The following is a 23,623-nucleotide window of genomic DNA, read 5'->3' on the forward strand; positions in this document are numbered from 1 at the left end:
CATCGGGGTTATTGTCGGCGGTTTGGCCATTAATCTTGGCCAATCATCCGGAATTGTCTCAAAAACCCTTACCAATGCCCCAATCCCGCCGTTTTGTGACCCACCCAGCGCCATGGGAATCGCCGCAAATCTTAACATGAACTGCAAACGCGCCACTGCCACTGGCGCTTCACCATGGGGATGGATGATATGTTTGGATGGAACACTAAACCGACGACACCGCATCACCGTGGTGTGGAAACCAGCGGCGCTTACGATGGCGGGCTGGCATTGAGAACATATGGGCTGCTGGCCGGAACGCGGGTCGCGTCGAACCTGGGCTGGCGCGCAGTCGAGGCGCTGGCGGTGGGCGATATGGTGCTGACGTTTGACAATGGGATGCAGGAAATCGTTGAGGTGAGACGGGCGTCTATCTGGCTCGACGCCCCTGATACAGTTGCTGCACAATGGCCCGTCGTGGTGCCTGTCGGCGCGCTTGATAACCGTGAGGAGCTGACATTGCTGGCCGATCAGGGTGTGCTCGTCGAAAGCGATGCGGCGGCGGATATCTACGGTGACCCCTTTGCGATTGTGCCCGCAGCGGCACTGGTGGGCCTGCGCGGCATACACCGCGCAGCGCCAAGCCAGTACGTCGAATTGATCATGATCTATTTCGCTGAGGAACAGGTGATCTATGCCGAGGGCGGCGCACTGATCCATTGCCCGCTGCGTCGCATGGCGCTGGATTGCTATATCGGCAACGACCAAGCGGGCTATGACGTGCTGGCGCTGGAGGACGCGGCGCATCTCGCGGACTGTCTGGCGATCGAGGACCGGATCGTTGCCGGTGGGGGTGTTGCCGGATATTGCTGAAGGGCGGCGCGGTCTGGGGGTTGCACGGACCAGGGCGGTTGTTCGGTTCAGGGTTCACAGCAGTAAAAAGGGGCGCCGAAGCGCCCCTTTTGTCGTTCAAGCTGCTTTGACTTCAGGGTCAAACCGCCCGTAAAAGCTTTGACCCTTTGCTGCCATTTCGCGCAGCAGATCGGGGCAGGCGAAACGGTCGCCGAACTTCTCGGTCAACTGGTCGCAACGCTCAGCCGCATAGGGCGCGCCGATCATGTCGAGCCATGACAGCGGGCCACCGGACCATGGGGCAAAACCCCAGCCAAGGATCGCGCCGACGTCGCCTTCGCGGATGTCCATCAGTACGCCTTCTTCCAGCGCGCGGACGGCCTCGAGGACTTGGCTGAACAGCAGACGGTGCTGCACTTCGATCAGGTCGGGCTGGTCGTCGGCCACGGGGTATTTATCGCCCAAGCCTGCCCACAGCCCTTCGCGTTTGCCCTTGGCGTCGTAGCTGTAGAACCCGGCGTTGGCCTTGCGGCCCAGACGGCCCTCGGCCTCCATCCAGAACACCAGCGGGTCGATGTCGTCGTTGGGATAGTCCGCACCCATTGCCGCCTTGGTGGCGCGGGCAATCTTGGCCCCCAGATCGATGGAGGTTTCATCCATCAATTGCAGTGGCCCCAGCGGCATGCCGACCAGTTTGGCGGCGTTTTCGATCAGCGCGGGTTCGACCCCTTCTTGGACCATGCGCACCCCTTCGTTGATGTAGGGGATGATACAGCGGTTGGCATAGAAGAAACGCGCGTCATTGACCACGATGGGCGTCTTGCGGATCTGGCGCACGTAATCGAGCGCCTTGGCCACGGCGCGGTCACCGGTTTGCTTGCCCTTGATGATCTCCACCAGCAGCATTTTTTCGACCGGGGAGAAGAAGTGGATGCCGATGAATTGTTCCTGACGGCTGGATGCCTTGGCCAGATCGGTGATCGGCAGGGTCGAGGTGTTGGAGGCGAAGATGCAATCGTCGGGGATCACCGCTTCGACCTTTTTGGTCATCTCGGCTTTGACTTTGGGGTCCTCAAACACCGCTTCGATGATCAGATCACAGCCTTTCAGCGCGTCCAGATCGGTGGTGGCGTTGATGAGGTTCAGCGCCGCTTCTTTCTTTTCCGCGGTGGATTTCCTGCGGGCGATGCCCTTGTCGAAATAGCTGGCGGCATAGGACTTGCCCTTGTCGGCGGCCTCTTGGGTTTGGTCGATCAAGACGACTTCGATGCCCGCCTGAACGGAAACAAGCGTGATGCCTGCGCCCATCATGCCCGCGCCCAAGACGCCAAGTTTCTTGACGCGCTGGTCTGGCACGCCTTCGGGGCGCACGGCCCCTTTTTCCAGCGCTTCCTTGTTCAGGAAAAGCGAGCGGATCATGTTGCCGGACGAGGGGTTCATCAGCACGTTGGTAAACCAGCGCGCTTCGATCTTTAGGGCTGTGTCGAAGGGGACCATTGCGCCTTCGTATACGGCAGACAGCAGGGCCTTGGCCGCCGGGTAGACGCCTTGGGTCTTGCCGTTGACCATGGCGGAGGCACCGACGAAGGTCATGAAACCGGCGGGGTGATAGGGCGCGCCGCCGGGCATTTTATAGCCCTTTGCATCCCATGGTTTCACCAGATCGGCGTCCTTGGCGGACAGCACCCAAGCGCGGGCGGCGGCCATTGGATCGTCTGAAACTTCGTCCAGTATACCGGCTTTTACGGCGGCGTCGGGCGCGACCATCTTGCCCTCAAGCAGATAGGGAGAGGCGCCCATGGCTCCAAGTTTGCGCACCATACGGGTGGTGCCGCCCGCGCCGGGGAAGATACCGACGAGGATTTCGGGCAGGCCGATGCGGGCCTTGGGGTTATTGGCGGCAAAGGTGCGGTGGGTGGCCAGTGGCAGTTCCAGGCCAATGCCCGCAGCGGTGCCGGGGATCACACAGGCGACGGGTTTGCCGCCTTTCTGGGTTTTCGGGTCCATGCCCGCCAGTTCGATTTTGCGCAGCAGAGCGTGCATCTGCATCGTGCCCTCAAACAGGCCCTTTGCGGGGTCGTCGCCTGCGTCATCTTTCATCTTGGCCAGCAGGTTCAGGTCCATGCCGCCGGCGAATGATCCCTCTTTGCCCGAGGTGATAATGATGCCTTTTACGGCGTCATCAGCCAGCGCCGCGTCGATGTGTTTTTCCAGATCGCGCAACCCGTCAAAGGACATGACGTTCATGGATTTGTCGGCGACGTCCCAAGTGATGGTGGCGATGCCTTCGGCGTCTGTTTTTGATGTGAAATCAGTCATTTATCTCTCCCGTTCATGGGTTAGGTCAGCTGCGCTGAAATTTGTAATCAGCGAATTTTTCCAGCAGGCTTTCGATCAGGGCCAATGTTTGATTGGTGCCTGCGTCGCAGTCTTCGGCGCTGAGCAGGATGCGTTTGGATTGGCCAAAGGCTTCGCGGTCAAAGCTGTCGCTGGGATCGTCGCGGTGTTTGAAAAACAGCGCCGGATCATTGCTGTAAAGGCGCACGTAATCGCCGTCGCGTTCGACCTTGATATGCAGGTCGATTTTGCGGTTGGCGGCGAGGGTGGCAATGGCGTGGAAGGGATGATTTTGTGCCATTATACGCGCTCGATGATGGTGGCGGCACCCATGCCGGAGGCGATGCAAAGCGTGGCAAGGCCGACCTCTTTGTCGGCGCGTTCAAGTTCATCCAACAGGGTGCCGATGATCATGGCACCGGTGGCGCCCAAGGGGTGGCCCATGGCGATGGAACCGCCGTTGACGTTCACCTTAGCGTCGTCGACATCGAATGCCTGCATAAAGCGCATAACGACGGCGGCGAAAGCTTCGTTAACCTCGAACAGGTCAATATCGCCGATGGTCATGCCGTTGTCGCGCAGGATCTTTTCGGTCACGGGTACCGGGCCGGTCAGCATGATGGTCGGATCGGTGCCGATTTTCGCGGTGGCGCGGATGCGGGCGCGGGGTTTGAGGCCGTATTTTTCGCCAAATTCCTTGTTGCCGATCAACACGGCGGCAGCACCATCAACGATGCCGGATGAGTTGCCCGCGTGGTGGATGTGGTTGATCCGCTCAAGGTGGGGGTATTTCATGATCGCAATCTTGTCGAAGCCGGGCATGACCTCGCCCATCGCCTGAAACGCGGGGTTTAGGCTGCCAAGCGACTGCATGTCGGTCTGGGGGCGCATGTATTCGTCGCGGTCCAGGATGGTCAGGCCGTTCTGATCGCGGATGGTGATGACGGAGTTGTCAAAGCGGCCTTCGTCCCAGGCCAGTTTGGCGCGGCGTTGCGATTCCACCGCCAGTTGGTCGGCCTGATCGCGGGTAAAGCCGTATTCGGTGGCGATGATATCGGCCGAGATGCCTTGGGGGACAAAGTATTTCTCCATCGCGAGCGTTGGGTCGACGGCAATTGCCGCGCCATCGCTGCCCATGGGGACGCGGCCCATCATTTCGACACCGCCTGCGATATAGGCCATGCCAGCGCCGCCTTTGATCTGGTTGGCGGCGAGGTTCACGGCCTCCATACCCGACGCGCAGAAGCGGTTGATGGCGAGGCCGGGGATGCGTTCATCAAGGTCAGACGCCAGCACGGCAGAGCGGGCCAGACAGCCCCCCTGTTCCATGACTTGCGTGACATTGCCCCAGATCACGTCTTCGACGGCATGGCCTTCGAGGTTGTTGCGTTCTTTCACGGCGTTCAGGGTCTGGGCCGAGAGGCGCAGGGCGGTCACCTCGTGCAGGGCGCCGTCCTTGCGGCCTTTGCCACGGGGGGTGCGCAGGGCGTCGTAGATATAGGCTTCGGTCATGTTTATGTCCTCCGGGTTCAGGCGCGGTCAGCAGGGCTGCCGGGCATCAGGTCGTAAGGGGCTTTCCAGCCCGGTGTTTCAGACAGACGCGTGAGCCATCTGTCGATATGGGGCCATTCGGCGCGGTCGAACCCGAAAGGTTCGGGGTAATAAAGATACCCGCAGCACGACAGGTCGGCGTTGGTCAGGGCATCGCCCACGATCCAGTCGCGGGTGGCGAGGTGGTCGTTCAGCACGGCATAGGCGGCTTTTAGGCGACCTTGGTTAAAGGCGATGACTTCCGCAGGGCGTTTGTCCTCTGGCAGAAAGTTCATCAAGAAGCGGGTCAGCCCGGCGGTGGAGCTGAGTTTGTGGTTGTCCCATAACACCCAACGCAGGATTTCGCGGCGTTCCGTCGCGTCGCGGCCGCCGAATTTGCCGGATTTTTCCGCAACGTAATCCTGGATCACGCCTGATTGGGTAAGCCGCAGATCGCCATCGATCATCACTGGCGCTTCGCCCATGTTGTTGATTTGTGTGCGGTAATCGGGCTGGCGCGTCTGGCCGCCGAAAAAGTCGACTTTGACCGGCTCCCAGTCCAGTCCCGACAGTTCCAAGGCCAGCGCCGCTTTGTAGGCGTTGCCGGATTCGCCAAAACAATAAAGCTGAATGGTCACGTCTCTCTCCTTTTAAATCTGTCTGCGCCCGCTGCGCCGTCGGAAGGTATTTGTAATTGGATGAAGGGGGCAGGTGGGGCCTTGTCTTCATCCTTTCTTAAATACCTCTGCGCGGCGGGCGGGGCCGGGGGCGCGGTTAGAGGCTGCGCGCAATCAGTTCCTTCATGATCTCATTGGTGCCACCGTAGATGCGTTGCACGCGGGCGTCGGCCCACATTTCGCCGATGGCGTATTCTTGCATATAGCCATAGCCGCCGTGCATTTGTAGGCAGACGTCCAGCACCTCGCCTTGGGTGTCTGTCAGCCAGTACTTTTGCATCGCGGCCTTTTCGACCGTCAGTTCGCCGCGCAAGTGGTCGGCGATGCATTCATCAAGAAACGCGCGTGCGACTGTGGTTTTTGTTTTGCATTCGGCCAGTTGGAAGCGCGTGTTCTGGAACTGGGTCAGCGGACCGCCGAAGGCTTCGCGTTCCTTGCAATAGGCGATGGTGCGTTCAACCGCGCCTTCCATGGCACCCACGGCACCGCAGCCGATGATCAAGCGTTCTTGCGGAAGTTGCTGCATCATCTGATAGAACCCTTGGCCTTCCTGCTGGCCGAGGATGTTTTCGGGTGGGATTTCGACGTTGTCGAAGAAAAGCTCCGACGTATCGGCGGCGTGCAGGCCGATCTTGTCGAGGTTGCGGCCACGTTGGAAACCCTGTGCGCCGTCGGTTTCGACCACCACCATGGACACGCCTTTGGCGCCTTCCTTGGGGTCGGTTTTGGCGGCGACGATGATCAGGTTGGCGTGTTGGCCGTTGGTGATAAAGGTTTTCTGCCCCGACAGGCGGTAAGCATTGCCGTCGCGCACCGCTTTGGTTTTGATGCGCTGCACGTCTGATCCGGTGGAGGGTTCGGTCATCGCCAGCGCGCCGACCAATTCGCCCGAGACCATTTTAGGCAGCCAGCGTTTTTTCTGGTCTTCGGTGCCGTAGGCCAGAATGTAATGCGCCACGATGCCTGAGTGGATGCCGTGGCCCCAAGAGGCGAGATTGGCACGCGAGCCTTCGATCAAGATTGCGGCTTCGTGGCCGAAATCACCGCCGGGGCCGCCGTATGCTTCGGGGACGGAGGGGCAGAGCAGGCCCAATTCGCCTGCTTGCGCCCATATTTCGCGGTCCATCTGGCCCTGTTTGCGCCATGTCTCAAACTTGGGGGCCCATTCGGTATTGATGAAATTGGCCGTCATTTCCGCAATCATACGGTGTTCGTCGGTCATCCAGTTTGATCTTGGCTGGTCTGTCATCTGGCCCCTCCCCAAGGGTTCATCGTTTGCGGTCGTCGAGTTCTGAATTGAACAGGCGCAGGCGCGCTGTCAGGTTTTCTTGGTTGATGACGCTGTTGAAATTCTCAAAGAGAAACGACAGCGCCTCGCCTTCGTCCAGACCTGCCTCGGCACTGAATTTCTTGAGCTTTCGGTAGCCATCTTCGGTCATGGCGACGGGAAAACGGCGGGTCAGGCGAAAGCGTTTTGGCATCGGTCCTCCGGGTGTTGGGGTGGGGTGGGCGCGTGGCCCACCGCCCCTTTCTTAGAAGTTCGCGGCCTCCAACGCCATGACTGTGTCGGCACCCGATGAGATGCGCGTCAGGTGCAGGGCGGTCGCGGGCAGTTGGCGCGCCATGTAATAGCGCCCGGTGGCCAGCTTGGTCTCGTAGAAAGCGGCGTCGGTGGTGCCGGCCGCCAGCGCCTTGCGTGCGGCCAGGCCCATTTTGGCCCACATCAGGCCAAGGCAGACATGGCCGAACATATGCATGAAGTCGTTGGACCCGGCCAGCGCGTGATTGGGGTTTTTCATGCCGTTTTGCATGAAGTACATGCCTGCCGCTTGCAGGTCTTTGGAGGCGGCCTTGAGCGGGTCGAGGAAGTCCTTATCGTAATCGGCGTCCTGGCCTGCGTTGTCTTTGATGAAGGTTTTGACCAGATCAAAGAAGGCCATCACGTGCTTGCCGCCATCCTGGGCCAGTTTGCGGCCCACGAGGTCGAGCGCCTGCACGCCATTGGCCCCTTCGTAGATCATGGCGATGCGGGCGTCGCGGGTGAATTGGGACATGCCCCATTCTTCGATGTAACCGTGGCCGCCGTAGATCTGCTGCGCTTTGACCGTCATGTCGTAGCCCTGATCGGTCAGGAAACCTTTGATCACGGGTGTCAGCAGGGACACGAGGCCGTCGGCGTCTTTGTCATCGGCACGGTGGGCGGCGTCGATCATGGTGGCCCCCCAGAGGATAAAGGCGCGGGCGGCTTCAACAAATGATTTCTGATCCATCAGGCTGCGGCGGATATCGGGGTGTACGATCAGTGGGTCGGCGGGTTTGTCGGGGTGTTCTGCCCCAGTCACGGCGCGCCCTTGCAGGCGGTCGTTGGCGTAGATCACGGCGTTTTGATAGGCGACTTCGGCCTGTGCCAGCCCCTGCATGCCGACGCCAACACGCGCTTCGTTCATCATGGTGAACATGGCGCGCATGCCTTTGTGTTCGGTGCCCAGCAGGAAACCAGTGGCATCGTCGTAGTTCATCACGCAGGTGGAGTTGCCGTGAATGCCCATTTTCTCCTCGATGGAGCCGACGGAAACGCCGTTGCGTTCGCCAAGGCTGCCATCGTCGTTCACCATGAATTTCGGCACGATGAACAGGGACACGCCCTTGATGCCATCGGGGCCGCCTTCGATTTTGGCGAGTACCAGATGGATGATATTGTCGGCCATGTCGTGTTCGCCGGATGAGATAAAGATTTTCTGACCGGTGATTTTATAGCTGCCGTTATCCTGTGGCACGGCTTTGGTGCGCATCAGGCCCAGATCGGTGCCGCAGTGCGGTTCGGTCAGGTTCATGGTGCCGGTCCAGTCGCAGGACACCATATTGGGCAGGTAGGTGTCTTTCTGGGCGTCGGTGCCATGGGCGAGGATGGCGCTGGCGGCGCCATGGGTCAGGCCCTGGTACATGGTAAACGCTTGGTTCGCGGCGGAAAACATCTCGCCCACGGCGGTGCCGATGACGTACGGCATGTTCTGGCCACCGTATTGTTCGGGCATGTCCAGACCGGGCCAGCCGCCTTCTTTAACCTTGTCGAACGCCTCTTTGAAACCTTTGGGGGTATAAACCACACCGTTTTCCAGACGACAGCCCTCTTGGTCGCCCACCACGTTAAGCGGGGCGAGGACTTCGGAAGTCAGCTTGCCCGCTTCTTCGAGGATGGCAGAGGTAAAATCGGCCTCAAGCTCATCGTAACCCGGTGTTTTGCTTGCGGTGACATTCAACACGTCATGCAGGACGAATTGCAGGTCTTTGGTGGGGGCGACATAGCTGGGCATTTTTTGCTCTCCGGGGTTGGTCGTGTCTTTTTATTGTAGCGGTGTGTCAGGTTTTAGACGTGACGGGCGGCTGTGACCGGTTATTCGGCGGCGCGGCGTGGCTGGTTCATGGAGGCGATCATCTTTTCTCCCCATTTCAATTGGTCTTTCAGGTCGTCGATTGCTTCGTTCAGCTCGTCACGTTCCGCCTCAAGCGCCTCAAGGCGGGCGCGGGCGATGTCATAGGTGCGTGCAATCTGGGTCTGTTGCTGGTCGCCCATGTGATACAGATCAAGCAGTTGGCGGATTTCCTCAAGGCTGAAGCCAAAGCGTTTGCCGCGAATGATCAGTTTCAGCCGGGCGCGGTCGCGCTTGGTGAATAGGCGCTTCTGGCCTTCACGAATTGGGAACAGCAGCTCCTTGGCCTCGTAAAACCGCAAGGTGCGCGGGGTGACATCAAAGGTGTCACACATTTGGCGGATGGTCAGGGTGTCGGTAGTCATCTCATCACTTTCCAATTGTTGTTTCACGACTTCAGGTGGGGCTCTGGACTGGCATTACAATGGAACTATATGTTGACGTAAGTGATACGTTACGTCACTTTTATGGTTTGGATTTGGTGGAGCAGGCATTGAGCGAATTGCTACCGCAAACCGAGATCATCCTAGAAGGAACGCCACCAACCAGATCGGAAATTAGATGCCTGAGCAGATGTCGCTAGATGATTTTGCCCTTGCCTGTGGCGTTGCCGAAACGCCTGCGGCCTTGTGGTGGATGTCGTTGGATTACTTTCAGGGGCGAGGGATCGGGAGGGTAAGCTATCACGCCAATTCGCCCGATGGTCCGGCCATCGAAGGGCAGGACCGGCGGTCGCAAGAGTATGGCGAAGGATGGCATTGCACATACCTTGATGCGGATCTGCGGCGTGTCAGTCCGATCGACCCACTGGCGCGGCGGCGCGGTCAACCGTTTCGCTGGTCTGAGGTCGCCCGGCTGACCCGGCTGACCAAGAAAGAGGCCCGGTATATGCAGGATTTGGCGCTGCAATGTCCCTATGACGGATTGGCGATGCAGGTTTACGGGCCGCGCGACGAGGCAGCGGTGGTCGGCCTTGGGTTTGGTCCGCGCAACGGCGCACCGGATGCCGTCGAGATATTTGAACTGCATTGTGCAGCGCAGATCGCGCAGTTGCGTTTTTGCGCACTGACCGAAGCAGCGGCACCGCGCGACGTGGCTTTGTCGCCGCGCGAGGTCGAGGTATTGGAATGGATCGCAAGGGGCAAAAGCAATACTGTCATTGCTGATATTCTGGGCATTTCGCGCCACACCGTCGATACCATCGTGCGCCGCGTGTTCTCCAAGCTGGACGTGCACGACCGCACCACTGCCGCCATACGCGGCCTTGGCGCCGGACTGCTTCACGCCATGCCAAATGACCCCAGCGGGCCAGATCAAGCCTAAGGTGTCTCACTGCCCGCGACGTCGCCATGTCGCCGGGCGGGTTGTCGCGTAACTGCGTGACATGCGATTAACCATAAATCACAATAGGTCAGCAAGTCTAACCTATATAGGGCGCAAAACGCATGTCTGGAAATTCCGAAGATAAACCGAGCCGCGGGGGCCATGCCCATGATGGCGGCTGTTCGGTGCTTGTCGCGGACGATCAGACAAGCGCTGCTGCATTGGCAGATATCGACACAGCGGCGGCATTGGTCGAACGCTGCGCCTATAATCTGGCCGGTGTTGAATCGGTCGCTACCGTGTCGGAGTTGATCCGAATTGCCGCCGATCTGCAACTGTTGTCGAAGCAGGTCAGGGTTGGAACGCGTCACTGAACTTAGTGACTTTTCTGCCCGATTGCTGTCGCGGTGTCATCGCGCAGCTTTCGCAGCTCTGCCATCGCCTCGTCCAGTTGCGCCCGCTGTTCGGCCAGTTCCGCCAACTGCCCGTCGGCCATTTTCACCCAAGCTTTCATTTGCGCTTCGGTGCCTTCTTTTTCGTAGATCAGCAACCACTGGCGGATGTCTTCTAGGGCAAACCCGAATTTTCGGCCCCGCATGATCAACTTCATCCGCGCGCTTTCGCGTGGCCCGTAATAACGGGCCCGGCCTTCGCGGTCAGGTTGTAGCAGCTCAATGTATTCGTAATAGCGCAAGGTGCGCGGAGTCACGTCGAACGTGGCGCACATCTGTTTGAATGTCAGGCGTGTATCGGCCATGGCGTGTCTCCTTACGCTCCAAGCTATTGCCGCGCGCGCGGATGCGCAACAGGTGGTATTGCCTGTTAAAGATCAGACATAACCGTCCCGTCGGATTGGTCAAATTTTCAGAGCGATGACGTTCAATTTGGGGCGGCCTGCGCCATGCTTTGCGCAACTGGCCACCGCGCCTGTCCGCGGACTTAACCAGATCGCGCAGGGATAGCGTGCCTTGGCACGGTGCGGCGGCGACACGAAGTGTTTGCCGAGGTTTCACATTGCCCTTTCCGGCGCCCCCCTTGATAAAGGGCCAAACCAGCCACGAGGACCTGCACAATGTCGGACAAGTTGAAACTGGCCAGTCAGTTCATTCAGGCGCTGCCCCATTCTGTGGCGCTGGGGATGGAGTTGCGCGAGTTGGGGGACGGGTCTGCCGAGATCACCATGCCCTATTCCGAAAAGCTGATTGGCGACCCCAAGACGGGGGTGGTGCATGGCGGGGCGGTGTCCGCGCTGATGGACACCTGTTGCGGGGCGGCAGTGATGAGCCACCCGAGCAACCCGGCAGGCACGGCGACGATGGATTTGCGCATCGAATATCTGCGCGCCGCGACGCCCGGTCAAGCGATCACAACCCGCGCCACCTGTTATCACGTCACGCGGTCGGTCGCCTTTGTACGCGCCACGGCCAGCGACGAGGACGCGGACAACCCGGTGGCCACCGCTACCGGCACCTTCACAGTGGAGGGCAAACGATGAACAAGCGACCACAGCCAGAGCCGGTTCAGGTGATCAAGCAGCGCCGCGATGGCGTGCTGCGCGCCATGGTTGAAGGCGTGCCCTATATTCAGTTTCTGGGCATCCAATTTGAACGTCGCGGTGACGAATTGACGGGCGTGATGCCCTATGCCGACAAGCTGATCGGAAACCCTATGCTGCCTGCACTGCACGGCGGGGCCACGGCGGCGTTTCTGGAAGTGACGGCGATTATCACCCTAAGCTGGGGGTTGATCTGGGAGGATATGGAAAGCGGGGCACTGGATCTGAACTCTCTGGATCATGATCACCTGCCGCGTCTGCCTAAAACAATTGATTTCACGGTGGATTACCTGCGCTCTGGTCTGCCGCGCGATGCCTACGCGCGGGCGCGGATCAACCGGTCTGGGCGGCGCTATGCCTCGGTGCATGTGGAGGCCTGGCAGGACAACCGTGCCAAGCTTTTTGCGCAGGCCACCGGGCATTTCGTGATGCCGCAAAAACGTGACTGACACCGCCGCAGAAGGGCTGACCAATGCCGAGGTGCGCGCCGTAAAGCGCGGCACCTTAGCGCCGCGCGATGTAGTGACGCACCGTCGGGTCCTGAACATTGCCCTGCCGATCGTGATCTCAAACGCCACGATCCCAATACTGGGGGCGGTGGATACGGGCGTGGTGGGTCAACTGGGGCTTGCTGCCCCCATCGGGGCTGTCGGCCTCGGCGCGATCATCTTGTCAGCGATTTACTGGATATTTGGGTTCCTGCGCATGGGGACCGTGGGTCTGACCGCGCAGGCGGCGGGCAATGACGACACCGCCGAGGTCGCAGCCCTTTTGACGCGGGGCCTGCTGATCGGGGCCGGGGCCGGGCTGGTGATCGTACTGCTTCAGGTGCCGCTGTTCTGGCTGTCGTTCAAGGCCGCGCCGGGATCACCCGAGGTAGAAGGGCTGGCGCGCGAGTATATGGCCATTCGGGTCTGGTCCGCGCCTGCCGCCATATCGCTTTATGCCATCACCGGCTGGTTAATCGCGCAGGAACGTACCCGTGCGGTGCTGGTCATTCAGGTTTGGATGAACGGGTTGAACATCGCGCTGGATCTGTGGTTCGTGCTGGGCCTCGACTGGGGCGTGCAGGGGGTGGCATTTGCCACATTCATCGCGGAATGGAGCGGGGCCGCGTTGGGCTTGTGGTTTTGCCGCGCGGCCTTTGCCCAGCCCGCATGGCGTAATTGGGTGCAGGTCTTTGATGGGCCACGCTGGCGACGCATGATGCTGCTGAACACCGACATATTGATCCGCTCGCTGCTGCTGGAGGCGATCTTTGTATCGTTCCTGTTCATGGGAGCGGGGCAGGGGGATGTGACGCTGGCCGCCAATCAGGTGTTGTTGCAGTTCCTAATGATCACGGCCTACGGACTGGATGGGTTTGCCTTTGCTGCCGAAGCGATTGTGGGTCGGGCATACGGTGCGGGTCAGCGCGCCGTTTTACGGCGCGGGGTGGTGCTCACCTCTGGCTGGGGCGTGTTGACGTGTCTCTGCATGACGCTTGGCTTTGCCCTCGCGGGGGGGATGATCATTGATGTCATGGCCAAATCATCCGAGGTCCAGCAGATCGCGCGGGTCTATCTGCCCTATATGGTGGCGGCCCCCTTGGCGGGCTGTGCGGCATGGATGTTTGATGGTGTATTCATCGGGGCCACACGGTCGCGCGATATGCGCAATATGATGGTGGCGTCGTTTATCGTCTATTGTGTCGTTGCTGCCGTTTTGGTGCCGTGGCTCGGCAATCACGGTCTGTGGGTGTCGCTGCTGGTGTCGTTTGTGGTGCGGGGGATCACGCTGGGGCTGCGTTATCCGGCGTTGGAGCGGTCGGCGGGGTAATGTATGGGGGACTGCCCCACCAGCCCAAGAATTTCTACTGGGGGGCCAGCCCCCCAGCCCCCCCGAGGGTATTTTGGTCCAAAAAAGCTGCGATTATAAAAGCAAGGTTTTGACGGCTTCGGGGGGGCGGCCGATGACCGCGCGGGACCCGGCAAAGGCGATGGGGCGTTCGATCAAAATTGGGTGGGCGGCCATGGCAGCAATGAGGTCGTCCGCAGAGGTGGCTTTGCTGAGGCCCAGCTCTTTGAACTGCTTTTCGCCAGTGCGCATCATGTCGATCTCGGGCAGGTCGAGCGCTTTGAGTGCAGTTCTGATTTCAGCTTCAGTAGGGGCGTCTTCGAGGTATTTGCGCACGGTCACGTCTGCGCCCGCAGCGTGAACCAGCGCGAGGGTTTCGCGCGATTTGGAACAGCGCGGGTTGTGCCAGAGCGTGATCATATCCAATCCTCGCGTTTGCTGCCCACGGCCTGTGACATAGTGTTAAATCCGTCGCGTTTGAGCAATGCGTCGAGGCCTGAAGTGATTTCGCTCACCAATGACAGCCCGCCATAAACAAGCGCTGTGTAGAGTTGCACGGCTGAGGCACCGGCGCAGATTTTCGCATAGGCTTGCTCAGCGGTGCTGATGCCGCCAACGCCGATCAGGGGGATATCCGTAAGGCCGGCGAGGCGGGCAAGGACGCGGGTGGATTTTTCAAATAGCGGCGCACCCGACAGGCCGCCCATTTGGGTCGCATGGCGACTGGCAAGCCCGCTGCGGTCAAGCGTGGTATTGGTGGTGATAATGGCGGCGATGCGGGCCTGCGCGGCGACCTCGGCGATGTCTGCGATATCGGCATCGGTCAGGTCGGGCGCGATTTTCAGGAAAACGGGGGTGGCACCGCGGACCTCCATCACACCATCCAGCAGCGCCGCAAGGGCGTCTTTGCCTTGTAAGTCGCGCAGCTTTTCTGTGTTGGGTGAAGAGACATTGACCGTAGCAAAATCAACATGGTTGCGGGCGGCGGTCATAACTTTGGCAAAGTCGCCCGCGCGGTCGGTGCTGGTTTTATTGGCGCCCAGGTTCAGCCCCACCGGCACCCCGATGCCACGCTGAGCGAGCCGGGTGCAGATCGCCTCCATCCCGTCGTTGTTAAAGCCGAAGCGGTTGATCGCGGCGCGGTCTTCGGTCAGGCGAAACAGGCGGGGGCGTGGGTTGCCGGGCTGGGGCAGCGGCGTGGCCGCGCCCACTTCGATAAAGCCGAAACCGGCGCGTGACAGCGGCGCGATGGCGGTGGCATTTTTGTCAAAGCCCGCGGCAAGCCCAACGGGGTTTGGCAGGTGCAGCCCGGCAAGGGTGGTTTCCAGCCGGGGCGAGGTGGCGGGGCCGGGGGCGGGGGCCAAATGCGCGCGCAACGCGCGGATCGCCAGCCCGTGGGCCGCTTCGGGGTCAACGCGGTGCAGGGCCATCAGGCCCAAGCGTTCCAGCAGGGCCATCATGGCCGCAGACCCGTCATGCACTGGCCTCGCGCAGGCCGGCAGGGAATTGATGGGTGCCGTTTTCAAGCGGCAACGGCTGCGCCCAGACGATATCTGCCAGCGTCAGCGGGCGATAGAGATGCGGAAATAGTGCCCCCCACGCGAAGGCTCCCACGTGAGCGCGTCGCCCAAGTCTTCGCTGTCGGCGGCCAGAAGGAACAGACCGTCGGCCCCGGCGAAATGTTTAGCGGCGGTTTCGGCGGCCTGATCGGCTGTCGAAAAATGAATATAGCCATCGCTCACATCGATCGGCGCGCCAGGGGTTTCACCGTTACGGCGCAGGGTCGCCCATTCGTCGGCGCGGAATATCTTGTAAATCAGCATGGCGTCCGTGATGCCCCCACGCGCCCGTGCGGTCAAGGGGGGGACGTAACATCACCTTTGACTCCCTTAGCCACCCGCGCCACGATGCGGACAGAACAACCAATAGGGGAACTACCATGAAGCGATTCCTGACAGCTACGGCGGCCCTTGCGCTGACCAGTGGCATGGCGGCGGCAGATTACAATCTGACCATTCTGCACACCAATGATTTTCATGCCCGGTTTGAGCCAATCAGCAAATATGACGGCCCATGTTCGGCAGAGGACAACACCGCGGGCGAATGTTTTGGCGGGTCTGGCCGTCTGGTAACCGCCATTGAGCAAGCGCGCGCGCGGTCCAACAATGCCATTCTGGTGGATGGCGGCGACCAGTTTCAGGGCACCTTGTTCTATACGTACTACAAGGGCGCGTTGGCGGCCGAGATGATGAACAAGATGGGCTATGACGCAATGACCGTGGGCAACCACGAGTTTGACGATGGCCCCGAGGTTCTCAGCGGCTTCATGGATGCGGTGAACTTCCCCGTCTTGATGTCCAACGCTGATGTCTCGGCTGAGCCTTTGCTGGCAGACAAGCTGGCAAAATCCACTGTGATCGAACGCGGCGGTGAGAAAATCGGCCTGATCGGATTGACCCCGCAGGACACAGCCGAGTTGGCCAGCCCCGGAGAAAACATCACCTTTTCCGATCCAGTAGCGGCCGTGCAGGCCGAGGTCGACAAGCTGACCGCCGAGGGGGTTAACAAGATCATCGTTCTCAGCCACTCGGGCTATGGCACCGATCAGAAGGTGGCGGCGGAAACCACCGGTGTCGATGTGATTGTGGGGGGGCATTCCAACACGTTGCTCAGCAACACCAATGACCGCGCCGAAGGCCCTTACCCGACGATGGTGAACACCACTGCCATCGTGCAGGCCTATGCCTACGGCAAGTTTTTGGGCGAATTGAATGTGACGTTTGACGACGACGGCAACGTGACCGAAGCCAAGGGTGAACCGCTGATCATGGATGCAGCAGTGGCCGAAGACGATGCCACCGTTGGCCGCGTCGCAGAGGCCGCCGCCCCGCTGGAAGAGATCCGCAACAAGGTCGTGGCCGAAACGTCAGAGGCGATTGACGGCGACCGCAACAATTGCCGTGCGCAGGAATGCACCATGGGCAATCTGGTGGCTGATGCCATGCTGGACCGGGTAAAGGATCAGGGCATCGAGGTGGCGATCGCCAACTCCGGTGGTCTGCGGTCGTCGATCGACGCGGGCGAAGTCACGATGGGTGAAGTCCTGACAGTGCTGCCGTTCCAGAACACCCTATCGACGTTCCAGGTAGACGGCGCCACGCTGCTGGCCGCGCTTGAAAACGGGGTCAGCCAGCACGAGGAAGCCGCCGGGCGCTTCCCGCAGGTCGCGGGTATGACCTTCGCCTTTGATCCAAAGGCCGAAGCTGGCAGCCGCATCAGCGATGTCACGGTTGGCGGTGCGCCTTTGGACGAGGCCAAGGTATACGGCGTTGTGTCCAACAACTATGTGCGCAACGGTGGTGACGGCTACGAGATGTTCAAATCAGCGGCAAATGCCTATGATTTTGGCCCTGATCTGGCCGATGTCACGGCAGAGTTTCTGGCCAAAGACGGGGCCTATACGCCCTATACCGATGGGCGGATCGTAATGAAATAACGGCTGGTTTTAAGCGGGTAGTAAGGGGCGTGCCTGTCATAGGCGCGCCCCTTTTTTATACAATCAATATCCGGGATACGCACGGCTTCCGCTCCGCCTCTGGACGCGCTAGGAAGCCGCAACTGTATCAGGAGAACTGCCATGCTGACCCCGTTCCATCTCGCTTATAATGTTCGTGACCTTGACCAGACCCGCGCCTTTTACGGTGATGTTCTGGGCTGTACCGAGGGGCGGTCGACTGACACCTGGGTCGATTATTCGTTCTTTGGCCACCAAATTTCGCTGCATCTGGGCGAGCCTTTTGCGACGCAGGCCACCGGAAAAGTGGGCGATCACATGGTCCCGATGCCACATCTGGGCGTCGTTTTGCGTATGGCGGATTGGAAGGTGTTGGCCGAACGGCTTGAGACGGCGGAGGTTGATTTCGTGATCAAACCAGCGCTGCGGTTCGAAGGGCAGCCAGGCGAGCAGGCGACGATGTTTTTCCGCGACCCATCGGGCAACCCGATCGAGATCAAGGGATTTTCTGACATGGACAAGGTTTTTGCGAGCTAGGGGCCTGACCCCACTCCGCATATAGCAAAGAACACTACTCGCGCGCCTTGAGGTTCCGCGCCTTTGTGACCTCACGGATGGAACGGGGCTCAGTGCTGAACCCGGTATGGCTGCCTGACGCGGTTTGCAGGCTTGACGTGCGCCCGGCGTTGATTGGCTGGAAGGTCGATTTCTCTTCTTCCGCCACAGCATCACGCTTCGCAATCCGCCACAGGGTGTAGCAGATCACCATGGCATGAGAGCAGGAGGTTACCAAAAACAACGCCCGGATGCCGACTTCTTCCATGGCAAAGCCCGCGACCAGTGGCCCCAGGATCGATCCGAGGCCATATGTCAGCAGCAGCCCGCCCGAGATCTGAATCGCCGTGCCCGGTTCTGCGTGATCATTGGCGTGGGCCACGATCACCGGATACATCGCATAGATTGATCCACCCAGCAGTGCTGCAAGGGCGAGGTTGACCATACGGCTTTCGGGAGCGAGCAGGATAAACGCGAGATCCGCCAGCAGCGCCAGCGCCGCGACCCCCACCAGCACGCGGCGCCGGTCCATCCGATCAGACATCAGGCCAACCGGCATCTGCATCAGCGCGCCCGCCAGAATAGGCACCGAGGTAAACAGCGCGATTGTAGTCAGCACCAGACCTACCTTTTGCGCATATACCGCCGCCAGCGTGCCGAAAGCGGCATTGGACACCCCCACCCAAAACACGGCAAAGACCGCCACGGGCGAGTTGCGCCACAGGCTGCGCAGGTTCAGTTTGACCGACACCAGAGGTGCGGGCGTCGAGGTCGACGACAGCGCAGTCGGGACCAGCGCCATGCAGTAAAAGATCGCCCCAAGCGCAAAGAACACGAACCCGTTGGGATCGCCCAATGTCAGCAGCATTTGCCCGGCCGTGGTAGCCCCAAGGTTGACCATCGTGTAGACGCCAAAGACACGGCCACGCGCCTCTGGCGCGGTTCGTTCGCTAAGCCAGCTTTCCACGATCATCGCGGCACCGGCAAAGCAAAATCCGCAGACCCCGCGCAGCACGATCCACGAGATCGGGTCGATCATGATGGCACTGAACAGGATCGAGATAGCCGCGATTGCCGCCATCGCGCCAAACGCCCGTATGTGGCCCACCCGTGCCACGAGACCTGATGTCATGATGCAACCCGACACATACCCCAAGGCCCAGCCGGTGCCGAGCAGACCCAGCGAAATATCAGAAAAACCCTCGTTGGTGCCGCGCAGGGGCAGGATCAACCCGTTGATACCCCCGGCAAAAAGCAAAAACGCAGACCCAAGCAAAAGCGCGCTGACCGGAAGGAAGGTTCTGATCATTAGGGTGGTCCTTGGATGGGGCAGGTGATGTTACGGGCGCAGATATGCACCGCTAGGGAAATATGCCAGAACCACGCCTGCAAGGGAACCGCAAGACCGGTTTGGCCTATCCTTGCTGCAATACCGGCCAAAGAGCGGGATCAAGCGCATCGGTCAGCGGCGTGAGGAACTCCGCCTTGTCACGCCATTTGCCGAGCGATTGCCGGTGCACCGGCGCGCGTACCTGCTGCGCGCTTGCGGTCAGTATACTGGCGGCAGTGCGTTCGGGATGCAGCATATCGGGGTGCCAGCCCAGTCCGCAAAGATCAGCCAACTGGCGCGCCGTTGCTTCGAGGTCTGTGACCAGATCGGCATAGGCCACGGCATGCACCTGTGCGGGGTACAGATTGCGCCAGCGCTGCATCGTATCGGCATAGATGTTCATGTGCTGTGCCATCGCCGTCAGATCATTGGCATAGGCGTGGGCGCTGGTGGGAAAGAGATCGGCCCACATCGACAAGGCCACATCGCGCGGGTCGCGCTGCATTTCAATGATCGTGGCATCGGGAAAGGCATTTAGCAGATAGCCGATTACCCGAAAGTTATCGGGCATCTTGTCGACGAAATGTTGGGTGCCGTCGGGCAGGGGCGGCAGCACTGCGCGGTACGCTTCGGCAAAGGCGCGTGCATCCGGTGCCGTACCCGCTTCGCCAAAGGCGGTCGCTTGGGTGTCGGCCAACTGGCGCGCGCGGGAAAGTTCACCCAAACCTGCCACTTGCGGATGGCTGGCCAGCACCTGTTCCGCCAACGTGGTGCCAGACCGGATCAGTCCCAGAATGAAAATCGGCGCAGCGGTGCTGTCATTTTCTTGTCGTGGCGCCTGCGCCGTCGCCGCGCGGGCCAAAAATGGTGCGAGCAGCCGATCCTGTGCCGCGATTTCGGCCTTGCCATCATAGGGGAGCAGGCGTGCCGCAGCGGCATTGGCGCGCGCCAGCAACTGCGGTGCATCGGTGGCTTTCACGCGCGCCGCCAGTGCCGCCCGCGCAAAACCCAACAAAACCTTGGTTTCACCGCCGGTTTTCTTGTCTGCCCCCACGCGTTGCAATCGGTCAAGCAACGCGGGCGCTGCCGCCGTATCACAAAGGTAGGCCAGGCCGTTCAGTGCCAGCGGGTGATCCGGTATTAGCTTTAGCAGGCGCTCGTACTGTGCAACGGCGCTTGTAATATCGCCACTGGCTTGGGCCAGGCGCGCCGCCTGCTGCAACAGACCGGCGTGGTCTGGGTGGGCGGCCAGCCCGGCGTCGATCTGCGCCATTGCCTCGTCCGACCGGGCATGGTGCGCCAGGAAATCGGCAAAGGCTATTCGGTTGGCGGCATCCTGCGGGGCCAACGCCACGGCCCGCTGAAAATCTGCATCTGCCGCACGACTGTCACCCAGTGCCACGTGGGCCAGTGCGCGCAGGTAAAATAGCGCCCCTGATCCTGGGGCTAGGGCGATTGCATCCGTTGCGGCGGCCACCGCGCTCTGGTCATCGCCAGCTTGCTGCATGGCCCGTGCCCGCAGCAAAAGCAGGCCCACATCGGTGGGCCATTTTTCACATGCGGCAGCCAGTACGGTCAGCGCCTTGTCGGGCGCCCCCAATTGCATCAGAGCCTGTGCTAGATTGTGCCGCGCCTCGCGGTGATCGGGGTCGGCGCGCATGGCCAATTCGAAATAGCCCGCAGCCCCACGCGCATCACCGCTCTGCGCGCAGGCCAGTCCGGCCAGATTTGCGAGTTGTACCTGCGCGGGAAACGCCTTTAGCCCCACCCGGGCCAGTTTAAGCGCAGACGAAAAACGCCCCTGACGCAGGGCGTCTGCGGCTTTTTGAACCTGCTGGCTTAAGCTGGAAACCTTCATAGATGCGCGCTTTTCAGGTGTAAGAACAGCGGCACCAAATCACAGATCAGCGCAAGAAAACAAGCGGCAACTGTGGGTTAGGCGCGAACGCAGACCCCGCGTTTATGGCGGGGTCTGTGAGGCCAGCCTGTGCTGGCTTATTCGGTCGCCACCGCTCCATCAAGGAGCAGCGTGCCTTCCATGGCCACATCACCTGCACCCATCCCACCAAAGCTGGTCGGGGTTTCATCGGTGATGTCCAGGGTAAAGCTTGCCTCAACACCAATCGGGCCACTTGTCCATGCGTCGCCTGCGCCGGAAATGGTATGCGTTATCGTGCTGTTGTTGGTAAAGGTAACGTCATCGCCCAAAGCCACATTCAGCAGTGGCGGAAAATAGGCGCCATCCACGATCAGGACGTTATGGGTTTCGGCAAATGCCGCCGAAGCTCCGGCGACAGTCATGGCAGCAGCAAGGGCGCATGCGCCGTTGCGGAATGAAATAAGCATCATAGTGCTCCTTGTAACGGCCCCACCCGGATACAGATGCACTTTTTTAGCGGTAAATTGCGGCAGAAATGGGGCGGTGCGGGAAAATTAACTACGTTGCGGTCTGGGGCAGGGCTGGGTCGGCCTGCTGTGCCAGCCAATTTCGAAACGACACAAGCGCTGCGGTTTCATCGCGATCGTCGGGCCAGACGAGATAGTAGTTGCCGATGCTCTGTGTGGTTTGGGTGGCGGCCAGCACCAGTTGCCCGTCGCGCAGGTAGGGGCGCGCAAAGAACGTAGGCAGCAGCGCCACGCCAAGGCCATGAATCGCCGCCTGCGCCATGGTCGAGAATTGGTCAAACATCATGCCGACAGGCGGTTCCGCCTCAACCCCGAGTGCGGCCAGCCAGCGGGCCCAGCCACGCGGGCGGGTTTCGAGGTGCAGCAGGGGCTGTCGCAACATCTCAGCAGCGTCTGCCAGCGGCGCCGCCAGCAGGTCGGGAGCACAGACCGGCACCACCGTTTCCGGAAGGAGTGGAAGATAGCGCACGCCGGGCCAGTCCTCATGACCAAAATGAATGGCTGCGTCAAAGCGGCTGGTGGCAAAGGCAAAGGGGTGCAGCCGTGTCGACAGATTGACAGTGACCTCCGGATGGGTGCGGGCAAATTCACGCAGGCGCGGCGCAAGCCAATGCATGCCAAAGGCGGGCAGGATCGCCAGGTTCAGGGTGCCGCCGCCTGGATTCGTGCGGGCCGACACCGACGCCTGTGCCAAACGGTGCAGGATATCGCGAACCTGCACCACATAGTCCTGACCTGCTTGCGTCAGGGTCAACCGGCGCCCGTGCCGCGCCATCAGCGCCACACCAAGCTGTTCCTCAAGCGTTTTGATCTGGCGGCTGATCGCGCTTTGCGTCAGCGCCAGCTCATGTGCCGCTTCGGTGGCCGTCCCCAGCCGCGCCACCGCCTCGAACGCCAACAGGGCCGAGATTGATGGCAGGAAACGACGGGGGGCAATCATATGACTTTTTCTCATGTGTTCAGTATAAAGCAGCGATAGAGTTCTCGGCGTCGATTTGCAATACTGCGCCAAATCTTCACTCATCCGAAAGGAACCGCCATGTCTGCCGACAAACCTGCGCTGCGCGCCAAAGATGCCCCCGATCTGGGCAACTTCGATTGGTCCGACCCATTTCGTCTGGCCGATCAGTTGACCGAAGACGAACGCATGATTCAGGACAGCGCCCGTGCCTATGCGCAGGAAAAGCTGCAACCGCGCGTGATCGAGGCCTTCGCGGAGGAAAAGACCGATGCCGCAATCTTTCGTGAAATGGGAGAGATGGGCCTGATGGGGGTGACCATCCCCGAAGAATACGGTGGGCTGGGCGGCGGCTATGTCTCTTACGGGCTGGTCGCGCGCGAGGTGGAACGTGTGGACAGCGGTTACCGGTCGATGATGTCGGTGCAGGCCAGCCTCGTGATGTACCCGATCTATGCCTATGGCTCAGAAGAGCAGCGCAAGAAATATCTGCCAAAGCTGTGTTCCGGTGAATGGATCGGCTGCTTTGGCCTGACAGAACCGGACGCCGGTTCCGACCCCGCCGGCATGAAAACCCGCGCCGTGAAAACCGCCAATGGCTACAAGTTGACCGGGTCCAAGATGTGGATCTCCAACTCCCCTATCGCGGATGTGTTTGTGGTCTGGGCCAAATCCGAAGAGCATGGCGGCAAGATCCGCGGTTTTGTGCTGGAAAAAGGCATGAAGGGGCTGAGCGCGCCGAAAATCGGAAACAAACTGTCTCTGCGCGCGTCGATTACCGGCGAAATCGTTATGAAGGACGTTGAAGTCGGCGACGACGCGCTGTTGCCGCATGTCGAAGGGCTGAAAGGTCCATTCGGCTGTCTGAACCGCGCCCGCTACGGCATCAGCTGGGGCGCGATGGGAGCTGCTGAATTCTGCTGGCACGCGTCACGCCAGTACGGGCTGGACCGCAAGCAGTTCAACAAACCGCTGGCGCAGACCCAGTTGTTCCAAAAGAAACTGGCCGACATGATGACCGAGATTTCGCTGGGTTTGCAGGCATCTTTGCAGGTTGGACGTTTGATGGACAAGGCCAATGCCGCGCCCGAAATGATTTCGATCGTCAAGCGTAACAACTGTGGCAAGGCGCTGGACATTGCGCGCATGGCCCGCGACATGCACGGCGGCAACGGTATTTCAGGCGAATTTCAGGTTATCCGACACATGATGAACCTTGAAACGGTAAATACCTATGAGGGCACCCACGACGTTCACGCGCTCATCCTGGGTCGCGCCCAGACCGGTCTGCAGGCGTTTTTCTGAGAACTAAGGCGGGGGCGTTCCGCCCCCGCACCCCC

General features: G+C 60.4%; 24 protein-coding genes and 1 pseudogene. 9 read left to right on the forward strand and 16 right to left on the reverse strand.

The annotated features are described in order from the left end of the window. Positions 1-189 precede the first annotated feature (189 nt). Positions 190-852 (forward strand): Hint domain-containing protein, encoded by a 663-nt coding sequence (locus AC1965_RS04295; protein ID WP_483886059.1) that lies wholly within the window; start codon positions 190-192, stop codon positions 850-852. A 96-nt stretch (positions 853-948) separates the two neighbouring features. On the opposite strand, the gene AC1965_RS04300 is transcribed toward AC1965_RS04295, so the two are convergent. From AC1965_RS04300 to AC1965_RS04335, 8 genes are all read right to left on the reverse strand, one after another. Then, the gene (locus tag AC1965_RS04300; protein ID WP_483886060.1) at positions 949-3,150 is read right to left on the reverse strand and encodes a 3-hydroxyacyl-CoA dehydrogenase NAD-binding domain-containing protein; all 2,202 of its coding nucleotides are present in this window, start codon (positions 3,148-3,150) and stop codon (positions 949-951) included. Between the two features lie 25 nt (positions 3,151-3,175). Then, the gene (locus AC1965_RS04305) at positions 3,176-3,469 is read right to left on the reverse strand and encodes an acetyl-CoA acetyltransferase (protein WP_483886061.1); all 294 of its coding nucleotides are present in this window, start codon (positions 3,467-3,469) and stop codon (positions 3,176-3,178) included. Continuing rightward, complete coding sequence (locus AC1965_RS04310; protein ID WP_483886062.1) at positions 3,469-4,680, reverse strand: acetyl-CoA C-acetyltransferase; 1,212 nt, start codon at positions 4,678-4,680, stop codon at positions 3,469-3,471. The genes AC1965_RS04305 and AC1965_RS04310 overlap by 1 nt, the downstream gene beginning before the upstream one ends. A 17-nt stretch (positions 4,681-4,697) precedes the next feature. Continuing rightward, a complete protein-coding gene (locus AC1965_RS04315; RefSeq protein ID WP_483886063.1) occupies positions 4,698-5,336 on the reverse strand; it encodes a glutathione S-transferase family protein in 639 nt (212 codons plus the stop codon). 136 nt (positions 5,337-5,472) lie between these two features. Continuing rightward, positions 5,473-6,624, reverse strand: coding sequence for an acyl-CoA dehydrogenase family protein (locus tag AC1965_RS04320; protein ID WP_483886064.1), 1,152 nt, complete (start codon positions 6,622-6,624; stop codon positions 5,473-5,475). Between the two features lie 19 nt (positions 6,625-6,643). After that, the gene (locus AC1965_RS04325) at positions 6,644-6,856 is read right to left on the reverse strand and encodes a hypothetical protein (RefSeq protein ID WP_483886065.1); all 213 of its coding nucleotides are present in this window, start codon (positions 6,854-6,856) and stop codon (positions 6,644-6,646) included. A 51-nt stretch (positions 6,857-6,907) separates the two neighbouring features. After that, positions 6,908-8,689 carry an acyl-CoA dehydrogenase C-terminal domain-containing protein gene (locus tag AC1965_RS04330; RefSeq protein ID WP_483886066.1) on the reverse strand — a complete coding sequence of 594 codons (1,782 nt, stop codon included), beginning with the start codon at positions 8,687-8,689 and terminating at the stop codon, positions 6,908-6,910. Positions 8,690-8,769: 80 nt separating this feature from the next. After that, positions 8,770-9,171, reverse strand: a complete 402-nt coding sequence (locus AC1965_RS04335; protein WP_483886067.1) for a MerR family transcriptional regulator — start codon at positions 9,169-9,171, stop codon at positions 8,770-8,772. Positions 9,172-9,367: 196 nt separating this feature from the next. Here AC1965_RS04335 and AC1965_RS04340 point away from each other — a divergent pair, with 196 nt between their 5' ends. Beyond that, entirely contained in the window at positions 9,368-10,129 is a 762-nt protein-coding gene (locus AC1965_RS04340; protein ID WP_483886068.1) for a helix-turn-helix transcriptional regulator, read from the forward strand. 122 nt (positions 10,130-10,251) lie between these two features. Next, positions 10,252-10,503, forward strand: a complete 252-nt coding sequence (locus AC1965_RS04345) for a hypothetical protein (RefSeq protein ID WP_483886069.1) — start codon at positions 10,252-10,254, stop codon at positions 10,501-10,503. A gap of 2 nt (positions 10,504-10,505) precedes the next feature. Here AC1965_RS04345 and AC1965_RS04350 read toward each other — a convergent pair whose 3' ends face one another. Further along, on the reverse strand, positions 10,506-10,886 hold the full coding sequence (locus tag AC1965_RS04350) for a MerR family transcriptional regulator (RefSeq protein WP_483886070.1): 381 nt from the start codon (positions 10,884-10,886) through the stop codon (positions 10,506-10,508). 315 nt (positions 10,887-11,201) lie between these two features. On the opposite strand from AC1965_RS04350, the gene AC1965_RS04355 reads away from it, so the two are divergent. The 3 genes from AC1965_RS04355 to AC1965_RS04365 are packed head-to-tail and all read left to right on the forward strand — an operon-like array spanning position 11,202 to position 13,502. Further along, positions 11,202-11,624: a PaaI family thioesterase gene (locus tag AC1965_RS04355; RefSeq protein ID WP_483886071.1), complete on the forward strand. Its 423-nt coding sequence runs from the start codon at positions 11,202-11,204 to the stop codon at positions 11,622-11,624. Beyond that, positions 11,621-12,133, forward strand: coding sequence for a PaaI family thioesterase (locus tag AC1965_RS04360; protein WP_483886072.1), 513 nt, complete (start codon positions 11,621-11,623; stop codon positions 12,131-12,133). The genes AC1965_RS04355 and AC1965_RS04360 overlap by 4 nt, the downstream gene beginning before the upstream one ends. Before the next feature lie 16 nt (positions 12,134-12,149). Beyond that, positions 12,150-13,502 (forward strand): MATE family efflux transporter, encoded by a 1,353-nt coding sequence (locus AC1965_RS04365; protein WP_483886981.1) that lies wholly within the window; start codon positions 12,150-12,152, stop codon positions 13,500-13,502. A gap of 93 nt (positions 13,503-13,595) precedes the next feature. Here the strand turns inward: AC1965_RS04365 and arsC are convergent, their stop codons facing one another. The 3 genes and pseudogenes from arsC to AC1965_RS04380 all read right to left on the reverse strand — a co-directional run bounded on the left by arsC (position 13,596) and on the right by AC1965_RS04380 (position 15,343). Next, positions 13,596-13,940 (reverse strand): arsenate reductase (glutaredoxin), encoded by a 345-nt coding sequence (gene arsC, locus AC1965_RS04370; protein WP_483886073.1) that lies wholly within the window; start codon positions 13,938-13,940, stop codon positions 13,596-13,598. Next, positions 13,937-14,977, reverse strand: a complete 1,041-nt coding sequence (locus AC1965_RS04375; RefSeq protein WP_483886982.1) for a quinone-dependent dihydroorotate dehydrogenase — start codon at positions 14,975-14,977, stop codon at positions 13,937-13,939. The genes arsC and AC1965_RS04375 overlap by 4 nt, the downstream gene beginning before the upstream one ends. A gap of 16 nt (positions 14,978-14,993) precedes the next feature. After that, positions 14,994-15,343, reverse strand: a pseudogene (locus AC1965_RS04380) (DUF952 domain-containing protein). 116 nt (positions 15,344-15,459) lie between these two features. Here AC1965_RS04380 and AC1965_RS04385 point away from each other — a divergent pair. Beyond that, on the forward strand, positions 15,460-17,016 hold the full coding sequence (locus AC1965_RS04385) for a bifunctional metallophosphatase/5'-nucleotidase (protein ID WP_483886074.1): 1,557 nt from the start codon (positions 15,460-15,462) through the stop codon (positions 17,014-17,016). A gap of 141 nt (positions 17,017-17,157) precedes the next feature. Further along, entirely contained in the window at positions 17,158-17,571 is a 414-nt protein-coding gene (locus tag AC1965_RS04390; RefSeq protein ID WP_483886075.1) for a VOC family protein, read from the forward strand. Positions 17,572-17,605: 34 nt separating this feature from the next. On the opposite strand, the gene AC1965_RS04395 is transcribed toward AC1965_RS04390, so the two are convergent. From AC1965_RS04395 to AC1965_RS04410, 4 genes are all read right to left on the reverse strand, one after another. Next, a complete protein-coding gene (locus AC1965_RS04395) occupies positions 17,606-18,898 on the reverse strand; it encodes an MFS transporter (RefSeq protein WP_483886076.1) in 1,293 nt (430 codons plus the stop codon). A gap of 106 nt (positions 18,899-19,004) precedes the next feature. Beyond that, positions 19,005-20,777, reverse strand: a complete 1,773-nt coding sequence (locus AC1965_RS04400; RefSeq protein WP_483886077.1) for a tetratricopeptide repeat-containing sulfotransferase family protein — start codon at positions 20,775-20,777, stop codon at positions 19,005-19,007. A 137-nt stretch (positions 20,778-20,914) separates the two neighbouring features. After that, complete coding sequence (locus AC1965_RS04405; RefSeq protein WP_483886078.1) at positions 20,915-21,268, reverse strand: cupredoxin domain-containing protein; 354 nt, start codon at positions 21,266-21,268, stop codon at positions 20,915-20,917. Positions 21,269-21,356: 88 nt separating this feature from the next. After that, entirely contained in the window at positions 21,357-22,265 is a 909-nt protein-coding gene (locus tag AC1965_RS04410) for a LysR substrate-binding domain-containing protein (RefSeq protein ID WP_483886079.1), read from the reverse strand. 99 nt (positions 22,266-22,364) lie between these two features. Between AC1965_RS04410 and AC1965_RS04415 the strand changes: the two genes are divergently transcribed. Next, positions 22,365-23,588, forward strand: coding sequence for an acyl-CoA dehydrogenase (locus AC1965_RS04415; protein ID WP_483886080.1), 1,224 nt, complete (start codon positions 22,365-22,367; stop codon positions 23,586-23,588). The last annotated feature ends 35 nt before the right edge of the window (positions 23,589-23,623 follow it).

It is taken from the genome of Sulfitobacter sp. KMM 9851 (assembly GCF_057178245.1).